This is a genomic window from Cellulosimicrobium sp. AB352 (genome assembly GCF_049538415.1).
Taxonomy (GTDB): domain Bacteria; phylum Actinomycetota; class Actinomycetes; order Actinomycetales; family Cellulomonadaceae; genus Cellulosimicrobium; species Cellulosimicrobium funkei.
Window position 1 is genome coordinate 62,928 of sequence record NZ_JBMVFX010000010.1, and the last position, 15,909, is coordinate 78,836.

At 73.8% G+C, this 15,909-nt stretch carries 15 protein-coding genes; 6 read left to right on the forward strand and 9 right to left on the reverse strand.

The genetic code is table 11. From position 1 onward, the window contains the following. Nucleotides 1–160 precede the first annotated feature (160 nt). Entirely contained in the window at nt 161–1,273 is a 1,113-nt protein-coding gene (recA, locus tag ACPCUX_RS09210) for a recombinase RecA (protein ID WP_034655657.1), read from the forward strand. Nucleotides 1,274–1,389: 116 nt separating this feature from the next. Further along, on the forward strand, nt 1,390–1,881 hold the full coding sequence (locus tag ACPCUX_RS09215) for a regulatory protein RecX (RefSeq protein WP_228485303.1): 492 nt from the start codon (nt 1,390–1,392) through the stop codon (nt 1,879–1,881). Nucleotides 1,882–1,969: 88 nt separating this feature from the next. Here ACPCUX_RS09215 and ACPCUX_RS09220 read toward each other — a convergent pair whose 3' ends face one another. The 4 genes from ACPCUX_RS09220 to ACPCUX_RS09235 all read right to left on the reverse strand — a co-directional run bounded on the left by ACPCUX_RS09220 (nt 1,970) and on the right by ACPCUX_RS09235 (nt 5,471). Then, nucleotides 1,970–2,875 carry an amino acid ABC transporter permease gene (locus ACPCUX_RS09220; protein WP_021482421.1) on the reverse strand — a complete coding sequence of 302 codons (906 nt, stop codon included), beginning with the start codon at nt 2,873–2,875 and terminating at the stop codon, nt 1,970–1,972. Further along, nucleotides 2,872–3,561 (reverse strand): amino acid ABC transporter permease, encoded by a 690-nt coding sequence (locus ACPCUX_RS09225; protein WP_021482422.1) that lies wholly within the window; start codon nt 3,559–3,561, stop codon nt 2,872–2,874. The genes ACPCUX_RS09220 and ACPCUX_RS09225 overlap by 4 nt, the downstream gene beginning before the upstream one ends. Before the next feature lie 96 nt (nt 3,562–3,657). Then, complete coding sequence (locus ACPCUX_RS09230; RefSeq protein WP_086151306.1) at nt 3,658–4,533, reverse strand: glutamate ABC transporter substrate-binding protein; 876 nt, start codon at nt 4,531–4,533, stop codon at nt 3,658–3,660. Nucleotides 4,534–4,652: 119 nt separating this feature from the next. Further along, nucleotides 4,653–5,471 (reverse strand): amino acid ABC transporter ATP-binding protein, encoded by an 819-nt coding sequence (locus tag ACPCUX_RS09235; RefSeq protein ID WP_034655661.1) that lies wholly within the window; start codon nt 5,469–5,471, stop codon nt 4,653–4,655. Nucleotides 5,472–5,573: 102 nt separating this feature from the next. Between ACPCUX_RS09235 and miaB the strand changes: the two genes are divergently transcribed. Then, complete coding sequence (gene miaB / locus ACPCUX_RS09240; protein ID WP_144722828.1) at nt 5,574–7,244, forward strand: tRNA (N6-isopentenyl adenosine(37)-C2)-methylthiotransferase MiaB; 1,671 nt, start codon at nt 5,574–5,576, stop codon at nt 7,242–7,244. A 51-nt stretch (nt 7,245–7,295) separates the two neighbouring features. Here the strand turns inward: miaB and ACPCUX_RS09245 are convergent, their stop codons facing one another. Together ACPCUX_RS09245 and ACPCUX_RS09250 are read right to left on the reverse strand one after the other, a co-directional pair. Continuing rightward, the gene (locus ACPCUX_RS09245; RefSeq protein ID WP_021483660.1) at nt 7,296–7,808 is read right to left on the reverse strand and encodes a YbjN domain-containing protein; all 513 of its coding nucleotides are present in this window, start codon (nt 7,806–7,808) and stop codon (nt 7,296–7,298) included. After that, nucleotides 7,805–8,404, reverse strand: a complete 600-nt coding sequence (locus ACPCUX_RS09250) for a YbjN domain-containing protein (protein WP_081599986.1) — start codon at nt 8,402–8,404, stop codon at nt 7,805–7,807. Before ACPCUX_RS09250 ends, ACPCUX_RS09245 begins: the two co-directional genes overlap by 4 nt. Before the next feature lie 98 nt (nt 8,405–8,502). Between ACPCUX_RS09250 and ACPCUX_RS09255 the strand changes: the two genes are divergently transcribed. Continuing rightward, nucleotides 8,503–9,210: a hypothetical protein gene (locus ACPCUX_RS09255; RefSeq protein ID WP_043654551.1), complete on the forward strand. Its 708-nt coding sequence runs from the start codon at nt 8,503–8,505 to the stop codon at nt 9,208–9,210. On the opposite strand, the gene ACPCUX_RS09260 is transcribed toward ACPCUX_RS09255, so the two are convergent. The 3 genes from ACPCUX_RS09260 to ACPCUX_RS09270 are packed head-to-tail and all read right to left on the reverse strand — an operon-like array spanning nt 9,200 to nt 13,673. Further along, the gene (locus ACPCUX_RS09260; RefSeq protein ID WP_043654548.1) at nt 9,200–11,197 is read right to left on the reverse strand and encodes a hypothetical protein; all 1,998 of its coding nucleotides are present in this window, start codon (nt 11,195–11,197) and stop codon (nt 9,200–9,202) included. The two genes, ACPCUX_RS09255 and ACPCUX_RS09260, sit on opposite strands and share 11 nt — an antisense overlap. Further along, a complete protein-coding gene (locus ACPCUX_RS09265) occupies nt 11,194–13,179 on the reverse strand; it encodes an HSP90 family protein (RefSeq protein WP_423388599.1) in 1,986 nt (661 codons plus the stop codon). Before ACPCUX_RS09265 ends, ACPCUX_RS09260 begins: the two co-directional genes overlap by 4 nt. Next, nucleotides 13,176–13,673 carry a YbjN domain-containing protein gene (locus tag ACPCUX_RS09270; RefSeq protein ID WP_021483506.1) on the reverse strand — a complete coding sequence of 166 codons (498 nt, stop codon included), beginning with the start codon at nt 13,671–13,673 and terminating at the stop codon, nt 13,176–13,178. Before ACPCUX_RS09270 ends, ACPCUX_RS09265 begins: the two co-directional genes overlap by 4 nt. Before the next feature lie 154 nt (nt 13,674–13,827). Here ACPCUX_RS09270 and miaA point away from each other — a divergent pair, with 154 nt between their 5' ends. Continuing rightward, the gene (gene miaA / locus ACPCUX_RS09275) at nt 13,828–14,883 is read left to right on the forward strand and encodes a tRNA (adenosine(37)-N6)-dimethylallyltransferase MiaA (RefSeq protein ID WP_137280325.1); all 1,056 of its coding nucleotides are present in this window, start codon (nt 13,828–13,830) and stop codon (nt 14,881–14,883) included. Beyond that, complete coding sequence (gene dapF, locus ACPCUX_RS09280; protein WP_081599983.1) at nt 14,880–15,908, forward strand: diaminopimelate epimerase; 1,029 nt, start codon at nt 14,880–14,882, stop codon at nt 15,906–15,908. Before miaA ends, dapF begins: the two co-directional genes overlap by 4 nt. Nucleotide 15,909 lies beyond the last annotated feature (1 nt).

Consider the following 15,909-nt stretch of genomic DNA (forward strand, 5'->3'; position numbering starts at 1 on the left):
TTCGGCTAGAGTTGTGCACAGGGCGCGCTCCGGCGGGCCCGGGACGCCGGTCCGGCACGACGGTCCCCAGGTCTGGGGCTCGTCGGCACCGCGTGTCGGTGGCTGCCCGTAACGTCGGGCCACAACGAACAGATGGACGTCGAACCGAAGGTGGACTGACATGCCCGCACCCGCAGACCGCGAGAAGGCGCTCGAGGCAGCCCTCGCCCAGATCGACCGGAGCTTCGGCAAGGGCTCCGTCATGCGCCTCGGCGAGGAGGGCCGTGCCCCCGTCGAGGTCATCCCCACGGGCTCCATCGCGCTGGACATCGCGCTCGGCATCGGCGGCCTGCCCCGCGGGCGCGTCATCGAGGTGTACGGCCCGGAGTCCTCCGGAAAGACGACCGTGGCGCTGCACGCCGTGGCCAGCGCCCAGCGCGCCGGCGGCATCGCGGCGTTCATCGACGCCGAGCACGCCCTCGACCCGGAGTACGCCAAGAAGCTCGGCGTCGACACCGACGCCCTGCTCGTCTCCCAGCCGGACACGGGGGAGCAGGCGCTCGAGATCACGGACATGCTGATCCGCTCGGGCGCGCTCGACATCATCGTCATCGACTCCGTCGCGGCCCTCGTGCCGAAGGCGGAGATCGAGGGCGAGATGGGCGACAGCCACGTCGGTCTCCAGGCCCGCCTCATGTCGCAGGCGCTGCGCAAGATCACCGGTGCGCTCAGCGCGTCCGGCACGACCGCGATCTTCATCAACCAGCTCCGCGAGAAGATCGGCGTGTTCTTCGGCTCTCCCGAGACCACGACCGGTGGCAAGGCGCTGAAGTTCTACGCCTCGGTCCGTCTCGACATCCGCCGCATCGAGACCCTCAAGGAGGGCACCGACGCGGTCGGCAACCGGACCCGCGTGAAGGTCGTCAAGAACAAGATGGCGCCGCCGTTCAAGCAGGCCGAGTTCGACATCCTCTACGGGGTCGGCATCTCTCGCGAGGGTGGTCTCATCGACATGGGCGTGGAGCACGGGTTCGTGCGCAAGTCCGGGTCGTGGTTCACCTACGGCGGCGACCAGCTCGGGCAGGGCAAGGAGAACGCGCGCTCGTTCCTGCGCGACAACCCCGACCTCGCGAACGAGCTCGAGAAGAAGATCAAGGAGAAGCTCGGCGTCGGGGCCAAGGTCGACGCACCGGCCGACCCGGCCGCCGGCGTGACCGTCGCGGCCGACGCCGCCGTGGCCGCTCCGGCTAAGGCGACCGCCGCGGCCGGCAAGGGGAAGAAGTCGCCGTTCTGATCGGCGAGCAGGACGGGGTCGAGGGCGCTGAGCCCGTCGACCCGTCCGCGGAGGATGACGGGCGCCGCACCGGCCGCAAGGCCGGGCGGCGCCCGCGCCCGTCGCTGCACGAGCTCGTGGAGCGCGGCGAGATCAGCGACGCCGACCTCGCCGAGCGCGCCCGCGAGACCGTCCTGCGCATCCTCACCGCGGCACCGAAGAGCCGCGCGGAGCTCACGCAGTCGCTCGCGCGCAAGGGATACCCCGAGCACGTCGTGCTGCCCATCCTCGACCGCTTCGAGGAGGTCGGGCTCGTCGACGACGCGCAGTACGCGGAGATGATCGTCCGCACGCGGCACGCCGAGCGCGGGCTGTCCCGCCGCGCGATCTCGACCGAGCTGCGCCGGCGGGGGATCGACGGCGAGGTCGGTGCGGCCGCGCTCGAGCAGGTGGACGACGACTCCGAGGCGGACGCCGCCCTGGCCCTCGCGCGAGCACGTCTCGCCAGGACCCGCGGTCTCGACCGCGACGTGCGCGTGCGTCGGACGGTCGGCGCGCTCGCCCGCAAGGGGTACAGCCCCGGGCTGGCCTTCGAGATCGTGCAGCGCGAGCTCGACGCGGAGGAGTGACGCTCGACCGGCCAGGACGAGCACGGGCGGCCCACCCCACGGCAGAGCGGCCCGTCGCCCGCCCGAGCACGGGCGGGCGACGGGTGCGTCAGCGCACGGTGGAGGTGGCCGGGGCGTCCTCCGTGGGGCCGCCCGCGACCGCCGTCGGGTTGCCGATGCCCGGTCCCGCAGCCGTGGCGCCCGCGGTGCGCCCGCTGAGGAAGCGTGAGAGCCACTGGGCCAGGGCGGTCAGGGCGTAGTTGATGACGATGAAGATGACCGCGGCGACCGTGAGGGTCTGCAGGGTGTTGCCGAAGGCCGTGCCGAGGATCTGCGCGGCCCGCAGCAGCTCGGGGTACGTGATGATCTGCCCGAGCGCGGTGTCCTTGAGCACGACGACGAGCTGCGACACGAGCGCGGGCAGCATCGCGATGAGCGCCTGCGGGAGCTGGATCGACCGCAGGGTCTGCCCGCGCGTCAGGCCGATCGCCACGCCGGCCTCTCCCTGGCCCTTCGGCAGGTTGCCGACGCCGGACCGGACGAGCTCGGCGATCACCGAGCCGTTGTAGAGCACGAGGGAGATCACGACCGCGAGGAACGGGGCGTCCGGGACCTTCTGCAGCCCCAGCAGGAGCCAGAAGAAGATCATCATGAGGAGCACCGGCACGGCGCGGAAGAACTCGACGACGACACCGCACGCCCAGCGCAGCGCGCGCACGTGCGAGAGCCGGCCGGAGCCGAAGACCAGCCCGAAGATCACGGCACCGACGATCGCGAAACCGGCGGCGCGCAGCGTGTTCTGGAGGCCCGGCAGGAAGAAGTTCTCCCACGCGTTGGCGGTGAAGACGGGACCCCACTGCTCCCACGAGAGCTGGCCCTTGCGTCCGAGCTCCAGCAGCACGAGCACGGCGATCCCGATCACGATCACGGCGCCGATCACGTTGCCGACGGCGATCGCGCGCCGGGCCCGGGGCCCGGGGGCGTCGAAGAGGACGGACTGACGCGGGGCGCTCATCGGCGGACCGCCAATCGGGTCGAGAGCGAGGTGGTGAGCAGGCCGATCGGGATGACGAGGATCACGTAGCCGATCGCGAAGGTGAGGAAGATCGCGTAGATGTAGTTCGAGTTGAACTCGATCATCGTGCGCATGAGGCTCGACGTCTCCGTCGTGACGCTCGCGGCGGCCGCGACGGTGGAGTTCTTCAGCAGCGCGATGAGGGTGTTGCCGAGGGGGGCGATGGCGCCGCGGAACGCCTGCGGGAGGATGACGAGGCGCGCGGCGGGAGCGAAGGAGAGGCCGATCGCCCGCGCCGCCTCGGCCTGGCCGATCGGCACCGTGTTGACGCCCGAGCGGATCGCCTCGCACACGAAGGCGGCGTGGTAGACGGTCAGGCCGATGACCGCGAACCGGAAGAAGTTCGTCGGGAAGTCGGGGGACAGGCTGATCTGCAGCTGGGTCCACACCGCGAGGACCATGAACGTCATGATGATCGTCAGCGGCGTGTTGCGCAGGAGGTTCACGTAGGTCGAGCCGGCCCACCGCAGGCTCGAGACGGGGGAGATCCGCATGAGCGCGAGCGCCGTGCCGAGGATCAGGGAGAAGATCGCAGCCCAGAACGTCAGCTGGATGTTCACCCAGAACGCGCCGAGCACGTCGTAGGTGCTGAGGAGCTCGGTGAACTGGGAGAGGTAGTCACCCACGGTTGGTCATCCTCCGGGAGGGCGTGGTCGTGGACCGACCGGACGAGGCCGGGGAGCGGAGCGCGGCACGCCGCGCTCCGCTCCCCGGCAGAGAGGTCAGGCGCAGGGGTCGACCGTCGGCGGGTTCTCGCTCGCGTTCGGCGTGTACCCGGTGCCCTCGGTGTTCTTGCTGACGAACTCCTCCCAGGAACCGTCCTCGATCATCTTCTCGATCGCGGCGTTGACGTCCTCGCAGACGTCGTTGTCCTGGGGCAGGCCGACGCCGTAGCGCTCGGTCGAGAACGGCGCCCCGACCACCTTCACCTTGCCCTGGTTCTGCGGCTGCGCCGCGAGGCCCGCGAGGATGATGTCGTCGGTCGTGACGGCGTCGACCTGGCCGGCCGTGAGCGCGGTCACGCACTCGGCGTACCCGGGGCGCTCGAGGAGCTGCACGCCCGCGGCGTACTCGTCCTTGATGCGCTGCGCCGACGTCGAGCCCGTGACGGAGCAGAGGTTCTTGCCCTCGAGCGACTCCGGGCCGGTGATGTCGGTGTTGTCCTCGGCGACGAGCAGGTCCTGCCCGGCGACGAAGTACGGCCCGGCGAACGCGACGGTCTCCTTGCGCGTGTCCGTGATGGAGTACGTCGCGAAGATCATGTCGACCTGACCGGTCTGGAGCATCGTCTCGCGCTGCGCGGACGGTGCCTCGACCCACTCGATCTGATCCGGGGAGTAGCCGAGCTCGCCCGCCACGTAGGTGGCGACGTCGACGTCGAACCCCGTGTAGGTCGACCCGTCCTGGAACCCCAGGCCGGGCTGGTCGAACTTGATGCCGATCTTGACCGTCTCGCCGCCGCCGTCGCCGCTGCCTCCGGCGGACTGCTCGGGGTCCGTGGTCGTGCTGTCGTCGCCGACGTCGCCGCTGCTGCACGCTGCGAGCGTGAGCGCGGTGAGAGCGGCCAGCACGGCAGCACCTGCGTGTCGTGTGCGCATCGTTCCTACCCTTCGTGAGTGGTGGTCGTCCGACGACGGTGTGCCTCGTCGGTCGGCCGGGTGTGGGGGGCCTGGCGGCCCGGTCCGTGGTGGTCGGTGCGTGGTGAGGGCGGGGGACCTCAGTGCGTGAGGATCTTGGAGAGGAAGTCCTTGGCCCGCTCGCTCTTCGGCGCGGTGAAGAACTCCTCGGGGTGCGCCTCCTCGACGATCTGGCCGTCCGCCATGAAGACCACGCGATTCGCGGCCTTCCGGGCGAAGCCCATCTCGTGGGTGACGACGATCATGGTCATGCCCTCCTTGGCGAGCGAGACCATGACGTCCAGGACCTCGTTGATCATCTCGGGGTCGAGCGCCGACGTGGGCTCGTCGAACAGCATGACCTTGGGCTTCATCGCGAGGGCCCGGGCGATGGCGACGCGCTGCTGCTGGCCGCCCGAGAGCTGCGCCGGCATCTTCTGCGCCTGGTTCTTCACGCCGACCCGGTCGAGGAGGGCCAGGGCGCGCTCCTTCGCGTCCTTGCTCCGCTCGCGCCGCACCTTGACGGGCCCGAGCGTCACGTTGTCGAGGATCGTCTTGTGCGCGAAGAGGTTGAAGGACTGGAAGACCATGCCGACGTCGGAGCGCAGCCGCGCGAGCGCCTTGCCCTCCTGGGGGAGCGGTTCGCCGTCGACGAGGATCTCGCCCGAGTCGATCGTCTCGAGCCGGTTGATCGCCCGGCACAGGGTCGACTTGCCCGAGCCGGAGGGTCCGATGACGACGAGCACCTCGCCGCGCCGGACCGTGAGGTTGATGTCGCGCAGCACGTGGAGCTCGCCGAAGTGCTTGTTCACGTCGCGCAGCTCGACGAGCGGCTCACCGAGGACCTGCTCGGCGGGGAGGGGCTGAGCGTCCTGAGCGCTGCGCTGCGCGTCGGACGGCGAAGGGGTTTCGTCGGCCATTCCTGGACACTATGTCCCTTCTGTTGCACGGTGCCACCTCATCCGGCAACAACCGGGCAACAGTTCAGTAACACGGCACCCGGAGCCGTACCCTGGACGGTGATGTCCACGATCGCCCCTGCCCCCGTCCCGGCCGCCCCCGCACCGCACGCCACCGCCGCTGCGCCGGCCGACGCGTACCCCCGCACCTACGTCGTGCGCACCCTCGGGTGCCAGATGAACGTCCACGACTCCGAGCACATGGCGGGGATGCTCGAGCAGGCGGGCTACACGCGTGCGAGCGCGCAGGACGAGGCCGCGAACCGCGCCGACGTCGTCGTCATCAACACGTGCGCCGTGCGCGAGAACGCCGCGACGCGCCTGTACGGCAACCTCGGCCAGCTCGCCTCGGTGAAGGCCGCGCGACCCGGCATGCAGATCGCCGTCGGCGGCTGCCTCGCGCAGAAGGACCGCGGCACCATCGTCGAGAAGGCCCCCTGGGTCGACGTCGTGTTCGGCACCCACAACCTCGACGCCCTGCCCGTCCTGCTCGAGCGCGCGCGGCACAACGAGGCGGCGCAGGTCGAGATCGCCGAGTCGCTGCAGGTGTTCCCCTCGACGCTGCCGACGAAGCGCGAGTCCGTCTACGCGGGGTGGGTGTCCATCAGCGTCGGCTGCAACAACACGTGCACGTTCTGCATCGTGCCGCACCTGCGCGGCAAGGAGCGCGACCGCCGTCCGGGTGAGGTCCTCGCCGAGGTGGGCGCGCTCGTCGAGGCCGGTGCCATCGAGGTGACGCTGCTCGGCCAGAACGTCAACAGCTACGGCGTCGAGTTCGGCGACCGCGGCGCGTTCGCCAAGCTCCTGCGCGCGTGCGGGACGATCGACGGGCTCGAGCGGGTGCGGTTCACGTCGCCGCACCCGGCGGCGTTCACCGACGACGTCATCGCGGCCATGGCCGAGACGCCGAACGTCATGCCCCAGCTCCACATGCCGCTCCAGTCGGGCTCCGACCGGGTGCTGCGCGCGATGCGCCGCTCCTACCGCTCCGAGCGGTTCCTCGGGATCCTCGACCGTGTCCGGGCCGTCATGCCCGATGCCGCGATCACCACCGACATCATCGTGGGCTTTCCCGGCGAGACCGAGGAGGACTTCGCGGAGACGATGCGGGTCGTCGAGGCGTCGCGCTTCTCCTCCGCGTTCATCTTCCAGTACTCCCCGCGCCCCGGGACGCCCGCCGCGACGATGGACGGCCAGCTCCCCAAGGAGGTCGTCCAGGAGCGCTTCGAGCGGCTCCAGGCGCTCCAGGAGCGGATCGCCGGCGAGGAGTCCGCACGCCAGGTGGGCCGGACGATCGACGTCCTCGTCGGCGAGGGCGCAGGGCGCAAGGACGGCGCGACGCACCGCGTCACCGGTCGCGCCCCCGACAACCGCCTCGTGCACCTCGCGCTCCCCGCGGCCGTCGTGGCCGGGGCGCCCGACGACGCCCCCTCCGACGGGACCGGCACGCCCGGGTCCGTCGACCCGCGCCTCGCGGACGACCTCGACGTCCGCCTGCCGCGTCCCGGCGACGTCGTCACCGTCGAGGTCACCCGCTCCGCGCCGCACCACCTCATCGCGGACTCGGCGCTCGCGGGCGGCACGTTCGCCGTCCGCCGGACCCGCTCCGGCGACGCGTGGGCGCGGCGTGAGCGCGCCCGCCTGGGCGGGGGCGACGACGACCACGGCCACGGGCACGGCGGCGGCGCGCCGTCCGGCCCGGTCGTCCTGGGGCTCCCGACGCTCCGCGCCTGAACGGCGGGGTCCAGGACCCCGACGGCGGGCGCGCACGACGGCGCCAGGACGTCAGTCGTCCAGGGTCCCCGGCGGGAGCTGGGCACCGATGGCGTGGAAGAGCTGCACGGCCGTGCCGAGCCCGCACGAGACGGTCTGGGCGAGCTGGTCGTCGGTCGCGCCGTGCTCGAGGTCGACGGAGACCTCGGCGTAGAGCGCGAGCCGGCCGCCCTCCTCGCGCACGTAGACCTTGGGCCAGATGCGCTCGCGGTTCCAGTCGTTGACGGTCTGGAGCGTGACGAGGCGCGACTCGACGGGGAGCGTCGTCGACCAGCGGCCGCGGACCTGGAGGATCTCCGACCGGTCGCCGAGCAGCAGGAACCAGAAGCGGTGCCCGTCCCACGTACCTGTGATGTCGCCGTCGTCGTCGACGCGGAAGTGGTACCCGCGGCGCGTCAGGTGGTCGCCGATGCGCGCCATCGACAGCGCGCGCGGCAGCTCCTCCTCGCGGGGCAGCGAGTCCGGCGCCTTGGGCCGGCGGTTGCCGAACAGGCGCGTGAACCAGTTGGTGCGGGCCTGCGTCATGGCGCCTGCCTCGCGGGGTCCGGGTAGAACTCGTCGAGCGCGTCGAAGAACATCGACCCCGTGCTCAGACCGCACTGGAGGAGCTGGTCGAGCTGGTCGTCCGTCACGCCGTGCTCGAGGTCGACCGTGACCTCGGTGAAGACCTGGATCATCCCGTTGTCGCGGACGCGCGTGTAGGTCTTGGGCCAGATCCGGTCGGCGTTCCACTCGTTGCAGAACTCGAGGATCTCCTCGAGGCGCTCGAGCGCGAGGTCGCGGTTCCACTGGCCGCGCACCTGGAGGATCTCGTCGTCGTTGCCGAAGAGCAGGAAGTAGAACAGGCGGCCGTGCCACAGCCCGCCGACGTCGCCGTCGGAGTCGACGAAGTAGCTGTACCCGCTGTCGGTGATCCACTCGACGACCCGCGAGAGCGTGAGCGGTGTGGGAGGCCGCAGGACGTCGGTCGCGACCTGACCCAGCTCGCGTGCCAGCAGGTCCTCGACCTGCGACTGCAGGTCGTCCGCCGGCCGGGCCGCGCCGGACCGGCCCCCGTCCTGCGCTCCGCCGGGATTCCCGTCCCGCCGGTCGTCGTCGTCCCGCGCCCCGAAGAACCTCACCTCCCTACCGTACTCGCGCGCGCCCGCGGACGCCGCATCGCGGGCCGTCCGGGGAGGCGCGGCGAGGGTGGTGGAGCGGGCACCACTACGGTGGGACGGTGACCGTCCGCGCCGTCGTGCTCCCCGGAACCGCCCTGCTCGTCCCGGGAGCGGCCGGTGCCGCCTCGGTCCTCGGGCCGGTGCGCGACGCCGCGCTCGCGGCGCTCGCCGACCTCGTGGCGGACCCGCCCGGTGAGGCGGGTGCGACGGCCGTCGTCGTGGTCGCCCCGGGCGTGGAAGGAACGCGTGGCCCTGCGCGGGCCTCGCTCGCCGCGGGGGGTGTCGCGGACCGGTGGATCGACCCCGCGTGGGCCGCCGCCACGCGACCGCTCGACCGGCCGGTCGCCGGGACGGCCGCCTCTGTGGCGCTCCTCGCGCTCGCCGGTGCGGGCTGGACCGGTCCCGTCGATGTCGTGGAGCTCGGTGGCGCGGCGACGCGGACGGCGGCAGGTGCGATCACGGAAACGAGCTTGGAGACGAGTACGGGGACGAGCGCGGAGGCGGGTGCGGCGACGGAGAACGCCCTGGACGCCGCCCGAGAGCTCGGTGCGGAGCTCGCCCGGGAGGGGGCGCGGCTCGTCGTCGTGCACGACCCGCGTGCGCCCCTGCCGCAGGCCCTGCTCGACGGGTTTGTCGCCGCGGCGGGCGCCCAGGCCGCGCCGGTCGCGACGGCTGACGAGCCGGACCCCGCCGTGGCGGTCCGGCGGTACGAGGTCCGCGCCCCCGCAGCCGCCGCCCGCCCGGCGGGGCCCGTCGTCAGCCGCTGAGGCCCGTCCCGACGGCAGCCGCCTCGTCGTCGCGCCCGAGCCGGCGCAGCGCCGCGACCATCTCGTTGCCGACCATCGCGCGCGACTCCGCGTCGTGGACGATCGCGAAGCCCTCCATGGCCGACTCGAGCAGCTCCACCGCGTCCGTGTCCTTCCCCGCCGCGCAGCGCGAGCGCCCGGCGAGCCAGAAGGCGTGCGCCGCGTCGCGGACGTCCCCCGCACGGGCGAACTCCTCGGCGACGGACTCCGCGAGCGTCGCCGCCGCGTCGAGGTCGCCCGCGGTCGCGAGGAGGCGGGCGCGCGTGTCGTCGAGGTCGCGGCGCTCGCGAGCGTCGGCCGCCGCGTCGCGCTCGACGAGCTCGACGGCCCGCGGCGCCGGCGCGACGTCGGTGCCCTCGCCCGCTGCGGCCAGGTCGTCGAGCGTGCGCTCGACCTGGGCCAGGGCGGCGGTCACGTCGCCCCGCCCGGCCTCGAGCCGCGCGTAGGCGCGCACGACCTGCCCGACGAACCGGGGAGCGACACCGCCGGCCCGCAGGAGCGCGAGCGCGTGCAGGAACGCGGGCGCGGCGCCCTCGTCGTCGCCCTCGAGCGCGGCGAGCTGCGCCGCCTCGGCGAGCGCGAAGCCGGCGCGGTCGAGGTGGCCGGAGCTCTCCAGGTGCGACGACGCGCGACGCAGGAGGCGTGCCGCCCGGACCGGGTCGTCACCCGCGACGTCGTCGGCGAGCGCGAGCAGGCCGTCGGCGTCGGTGGGCTCGTCGGTGCCCTCCGCCGGGGCTCCGCCGGTGACCGCGGACTCCTCCGGCGCGAGCCCGGCGGGGAGGTCCGACGGACCGCTCGTCGCGACCTCGGCCCCGGCGACGGGCCGCGGCGACGCAGGCGGGACGTCCAGGGAGAGCACCGCCAGGTCGACGGGGAGCGTGCGCGCGCCGCGCTCCCACGCGGCGCGCAGCCGTTCGGACGCCGCCGTCGTGCCGTTGCGCGCGTCGAAGGACTGCGCGAGGGCGGCCGCCTCGCCGCGCACCCACGCGTCGAGCTCGCCGAGCGTCGTGGCGGGAACGTCCCGCAGGGCGAGCGCGGTGTCGCCGTGGTCGGCCCGCAGGACGCCCGTCGCGACGCTCACGCTCGTGAGGAAGCCGAGCCGGTCGCCCGGCGAGTCCGCCTCCGTGAGGAACGCCTGGCGCTCCACGAGCAGGCGCAGCGCGCGCGACGCGTTGCCCGTCCGGGCGAGGAACTCCACGTGACGACCCTTCGGGCCCGTCATCGTCACCCCGGTGTCGAGGTGGCGCAGCCCGCGGCGGTGCGTGCGGGCCGCCGCCTCGGCGTCGCCGACCTCCACGTACGCGAGCTGGAGGTGGGACAGCATGTCGCCGGGCTCGGTGGCGCACGACGGCGATCCCTGGAGCACGCCCTCGAGCAGCCGGATGCCCTCGTCGTGCCGGCCCGTCTCGAAGAGGTACGCCGCGCGGTCGCCCGGCTCGCACGCCTCGCACTGCGAGTAGTCGTCGCGCGGGGTCGCGACCCACGCGCGGTACGCGTCCTCGACGTCCGCGCCGCCACGCTCGCGCGCCCACTCGAAGCGCTCCAGGGCGACCGCGTTCGTGCCGTTGCCCGCGAGCGCGTACCGGCGCGCCATGTCGTCGAGCGTGCGCTCGATCTGCGCGGCGGGGACGTCGGGGAACTCCATGAGGTGCCCGACCATCCACTTGAACGACCAGAACAGCGAGTGCGTGTCCTCGGCGTCGAAGTGCTCGGGGTGCTCGTCCCACCAGCGCAGCATCTTGGTGAACGGCAGGTACGCCTTGGTCACCTCGCCGCCCCACACGTACGACTCGACGAGGACGAACTGCGCGTAGGCGCGCGCCGCGTCGGGGCCCTCGGCCTCGACGCGCTCGAGCTCGGCCGCGGCGGCCGTGGAGCGCGCGAGGCCGTAGGGCATGCGGCGGACGTCGTACAGGGCGGCGTTCACCTGGTCCACGGACCGGGTCATCGGTTCTCCTCGTCGGCAGGGGGATCGGGTTCCGTGGCGGGGTCCTGCCCGGCCGCGAGGGCGCGGGCGAGCAGGAGCGACAGGGAGTCGTTCATGAGGGTCGCCTCGACGGGCTGGAGCGCCTTGCCGGACGCGAGCACCGCCGTGACGTAGAGGGAGCGGGCACCCGCGGCGCGCACCTGCGCGTCGGGGCTCGTGAGCAGGTCGCGCACCGTGGCGTTGGCGTCGTTGAGGACCAGGCGGCGGGGGCGGGCCGGGGCGCTGAGGCCCGCGAGGATCTCGCCCCACAGGTCGTCCGTCTCCGCGACGCGGGCAGCCTCGCGCGCGTGGTCGCTCTCGCGGTCGTGCAGGAGCATGGCCGGGAGGGCGTCGGGCTCGTACCAGCGCAGCACGACGTCGCAGTCCTGCTCGGCGAGCGCGGCGTCGAGCGACGCGAGCGCGTCGGCGACCTCGAGCTCGCGCAGCGGCTCGACCTCCGTGAGGACGTGCGCGACGTCCGCGGCCGACACGGGCGACAGCCGCCACTGCGGGAACCGCGCCGCGACGCGCTCGAGCAGGTCGGCGTCGTAGACGTAGCCGCCGTTGACGACCGCGAGCCCCTGCGCCGCCGCGACGGGCGCGATGCGCCGGAACTCCTCGACGCTCGCCGTGTACAGCAGGCGCCCGTCGAGGTGGTCCGTCGCGAGGTCGGCCAGGGTCGTGGACCCGGCCGTCGTCTCGAAGGGCAGCACACGCGCGGCGACGTCGAGCATCTCGTCGTCGGTGAGCGCGAGCGCGCGCACGGCGAGGTGGTGGGTCTCGAGGAAGCGCCGAGCGAGGACCGAGCCCGTCGCGAGCGTCTCCAGCAGCCACCGGCGCACCTGCGCCCCGAGCGCGTCGCGGGTCGCGAGCAGGACCTCGTCCTCGTACAGCCCCTCGCGCGACGCCGTCGGGCGCAGCACGGACGCGTCGAGGACGCACCGCACGAAGAACGCCCACGGGGGCAGCAGGTCGTCGACCGCGCTGCCCAGGAGCATCCGCTTGAGGTAGACCCGGTGCCGCGACGTCGTGGTCGGCGCGACCGCGGCCGGGAGCACGTACGCGACGCCCGTCAGGCCGGCGAGCGGCAGGTCGAGGTCGATCCGTGCGAGCGGGGTGAAGCCGAGCGTGCGCTCGGCGTAGCCGGCGAGCGCGGCGTCGCGGGCCGCGGGCGTCAGGTGCGCAGCGCGCCACGGCAGGCCCTCCCCGCTGAGCCGGCGCACCGCGACCGGGGCGTCGGCGCCCGCGCCGCCGTCACGGTCCTCGCCGGGGCCGCCGTCGAGACGCGTCTCGACGAGCAGCTCGACCGGCAGGAGCGAGCCGAAGTCCTGGGCGAGCGCGACCACCGACTCCGGGGCGAGCCAGTGCTCGGTGTCCCGCCGCGGGTGCAGCCGGACGACGCTCCCGGGCTCGGCGGGTGCCGCCGGGTCGTCCGGCGCGAGCTCGACGAGCTCGTACCGGCCGTCGGCGCGGCCGCGCCAGCGCACAGGGACGGGCGCGTCGCCCGCCGCCGTGGGGCGCGCGGAGCGCGAGACGAGCTCGATCTCGTCGGCGACCATGAACGCGGACAGGAGCCCGATGCCGAACTGACCGAGGAACTCCTCGCGACCCGTCCCGAGCTCGACGTCGCGCTTGGAGCTGCGCCCGATGGTCGCGAGCAGCTCCTGCGCCTCGTCCCGCGTGAGGCCGACGCCCGAGTCGTGCACCTCCAGGCCGCCGTCGGGCAGCGGACGGAGCAGGATCCGCGCCGGCGCCTGCGGTCCCTCGAGCCCGGCGCGCGCGGTGATCGCGTCGACGCCGTTCTGCAGCAGCTCGCGCAGGTAGACGCGCGGGCTCGAGTACAGGTGCCGGGCCAGGAGGTCGACGACGCCCCGCAGGTCGACCTGGAAGGCCGTCGTCGCCTCCTCGCCCGGGGCGCCGTCCGGAGCGCTGCGGCCCGCGGTGGTCTCGTGCGTGCCGGTCACCGCGCGTCGACGTCGGCGCCGCCCTCGGCCACGGTCTGCGCGGCCGTGTCGGGGAAGCGGGCGTCGAGCGCGTCGAAGAACTGCAGTCCCGTGAACAGGCCGCACTCGATGAGCTGGCCGAGCTGGTCGTCCGCGACGCCGAACTCCAGGTCCGTCGCGACCTCGGTGTAGACCGCGAGCTGGTCGTCCTCGACGCGCGCGTAGACCTTCGGCCAGATCTTGTCGCGGTTGAACTCGTTGGCGACGAGCGCGACCTGCGCCTCGGCCGACGCCGGGAGCGTCCGGTTCCACCGGCCGCGGACCTGCAGGATCTCCTGCTTCTCACCCATGAGGAAGAAGAAGAACACCTTGCCGTCCCAGTTGCCGCCCAGGTCCCCGTCCGAGTCGACGAAGTACCGCCACTCGCGGCTCGTGAGGAACGCCTCGACGCGCTCGCGCGTCAGCGGCGCGTTCTGGCTCGTCGGTGCGGCGTCCGGCTTGGTGAAGAAACCCATGTTCTCGAGTCCTTGTCGTCTGAGAGGTCGTGCGAGGTCGTCGTGCTGAGGTCGTACGCGTCGGTGCGCGCTGGCGGACCGACCACCGGACACCCTACGCATCCTCGCCCACACGCCTCGGGCCGCCGGCCGCCCGGACGGTACCGTTGCGCGGGTGAAGACCGAGCACGACCCCGCAGGCCCAGGCGTCGTCGTCGCCGTCGTCGGCCCGACGGCCACGGGGAAGTCCGACCTCGCCCTCGACCTCGCCGAGCGCCTGTCCGTCCCCGGGGCGCCCGCGGAGATCGTCAACGCCGACGCCTACCAGCTCTACCGCGGCATGGACGTCGGGACCGCGAAGGTCCCCGTCGCCGAGCGCCGCGGTGTGCGCCACCATCTCCTCGACGTGCTCGACCCCGCCGAGGACGCGTCCGTGGCCCGGTACCAGACCGAGGCCCGCCGCGTGCTCGACGAGATCGCCGCCCGGGGGGCGCGCGCCGTCGTCGTGGGCGGCAGCGGGCTGTACGTCCGCGCCCTCCTCGACGACATGCGGTTCCCGGGCACGGACCCCGCCGTGCGGGCGGCGCTCGAGGCGCGCGCCGAGGAGCAGGGCCCGCGCGCGCTGCACGACGAGCTCCTCCGGCGCGACCCCGCGGCCGCCGCGAGCATCGGCCCGGCCAACACCCGCCGGCTCGTCCGGGCGCTCGAGGTCATGGAGCTCACCGGCGAGCCGTTCACGGCGAACCTCCCGCGCCAGGTCTACGTCCGCCCGACCGTGCAGATCGGCCTCGACTGCGACCGGGCCGTGCTCGACGCGCGGGTCGCCGGCCGCGTCGAGCGGATGTGGGAGCAGGGCCTCGTGGCCGAGGTGCGCCGCGTCGAGGCGCACGGCATGGGCCGCACGGCCCAGCGCGCCGTCGGCTATGCGGAGGTGCTCGCCGCGCTCCACGGCGAGACCACGCAGGACGCCGCGCGCGAGGCCGTCACCGCGAACACGCGGCGCCTCGCACGCAAGCAGATGGGCTGGTTCGGCCGGGACCCGCGCGTCGGGTGGCTCGACGCGCAGTCGCCGACGCGCGTCGAGGACGCTCTCGCGCTCGTCGCCGCGGCGGACGAGCGCGCTGCCGCGCAGGGCACGGACGGGCACGAGTCCGCGACCGTGCCGGGCACCGCCGTCGGGCCGGACGAGGCGGACAGCGGCGCGCCCGTGCGCCGTAGTCTGGGCTCATGACGCGCACCCGCTTCACCAAGGGCCACGGGACCCGCAACGACTTCGTGCTCCTCGCCGACACGAAGGGCGAGCTCGACCTCACGCCCGAGCTCGTGCGTGCGCTCGCCGACCGCCGCGGCGGCGTCGGGGGGGACGGCGTCATCCGCCTCGTGCCGACCGCGCTCGTCCCGGAGTCGCGCGACGTGCTCGCGGAGGACCCGCACGCCATCTGGTTCATGGACTACCGCAACGCCGACGGCTCGGTCGCCGAGATGTGCGGCAACGGGGTCCGCGTCTTCGCGGCCTTCGCCGAGCGCCTCGGGCTCGTGAGCTTCGCGGGCGGCACCGAGGTCCCGGTCGGCACGCGCGCGGGCGTCAAGCGCGTGCGCAAGGAGGACGACGGCTGGTTCGCCGTCGACATGGGCCCGTGGTTCCTCCCCGGCGGGCGCCCCGCGCTCCAGGACGGCTACGACGCGACAGTCGTCGTGCGGGGCTGGGAGGTCCCGCGCCCGGCGCTCAGCGTCGACCTCGGCAACCCTCACACCGTCCTCGCCGTCGCGCGCGAGGACGTGCTCGAGCGCGCCGACCTCACCGAGGCGCCCGTCGTCGAGCCGCACCCGTCCCACGGGACGAACGTCGAGCTCGTGGTGCCCCTCGGTGAGACGACCGCGGACGACGGCACCGTCGTCGGGCACGTGCGCATGCGCGTGCACGAGCGCGGCGTCGGGGAGACGCCGTCGTGCGGCACGGGCGCGTGCGCGGCGGCGCTCGCGGTCCGCGTGTGGGGCGGCCCCGACGCGCCGGACACCTACCTCGTCGACGTCCCGGGCGGCACGGTGCGCGTGCGGGCGCTCCCGGGCGGCCGCGTCGAGCTCGCCGGTCCCGCGGTGCTCGTCCACGCGGGGGAGATCGACCTCGCCGCGCTCGTCCCGGGGACGCCGGTCCCGCCGGAGGACGACGCGCACCAGGGCGCGGACGGCCTCGTGACCGCCCAGCCCGCCGAGCCGGTCGCGGCGGCGTCCGAGGGCGACCGCGCGCCGGTCTGAC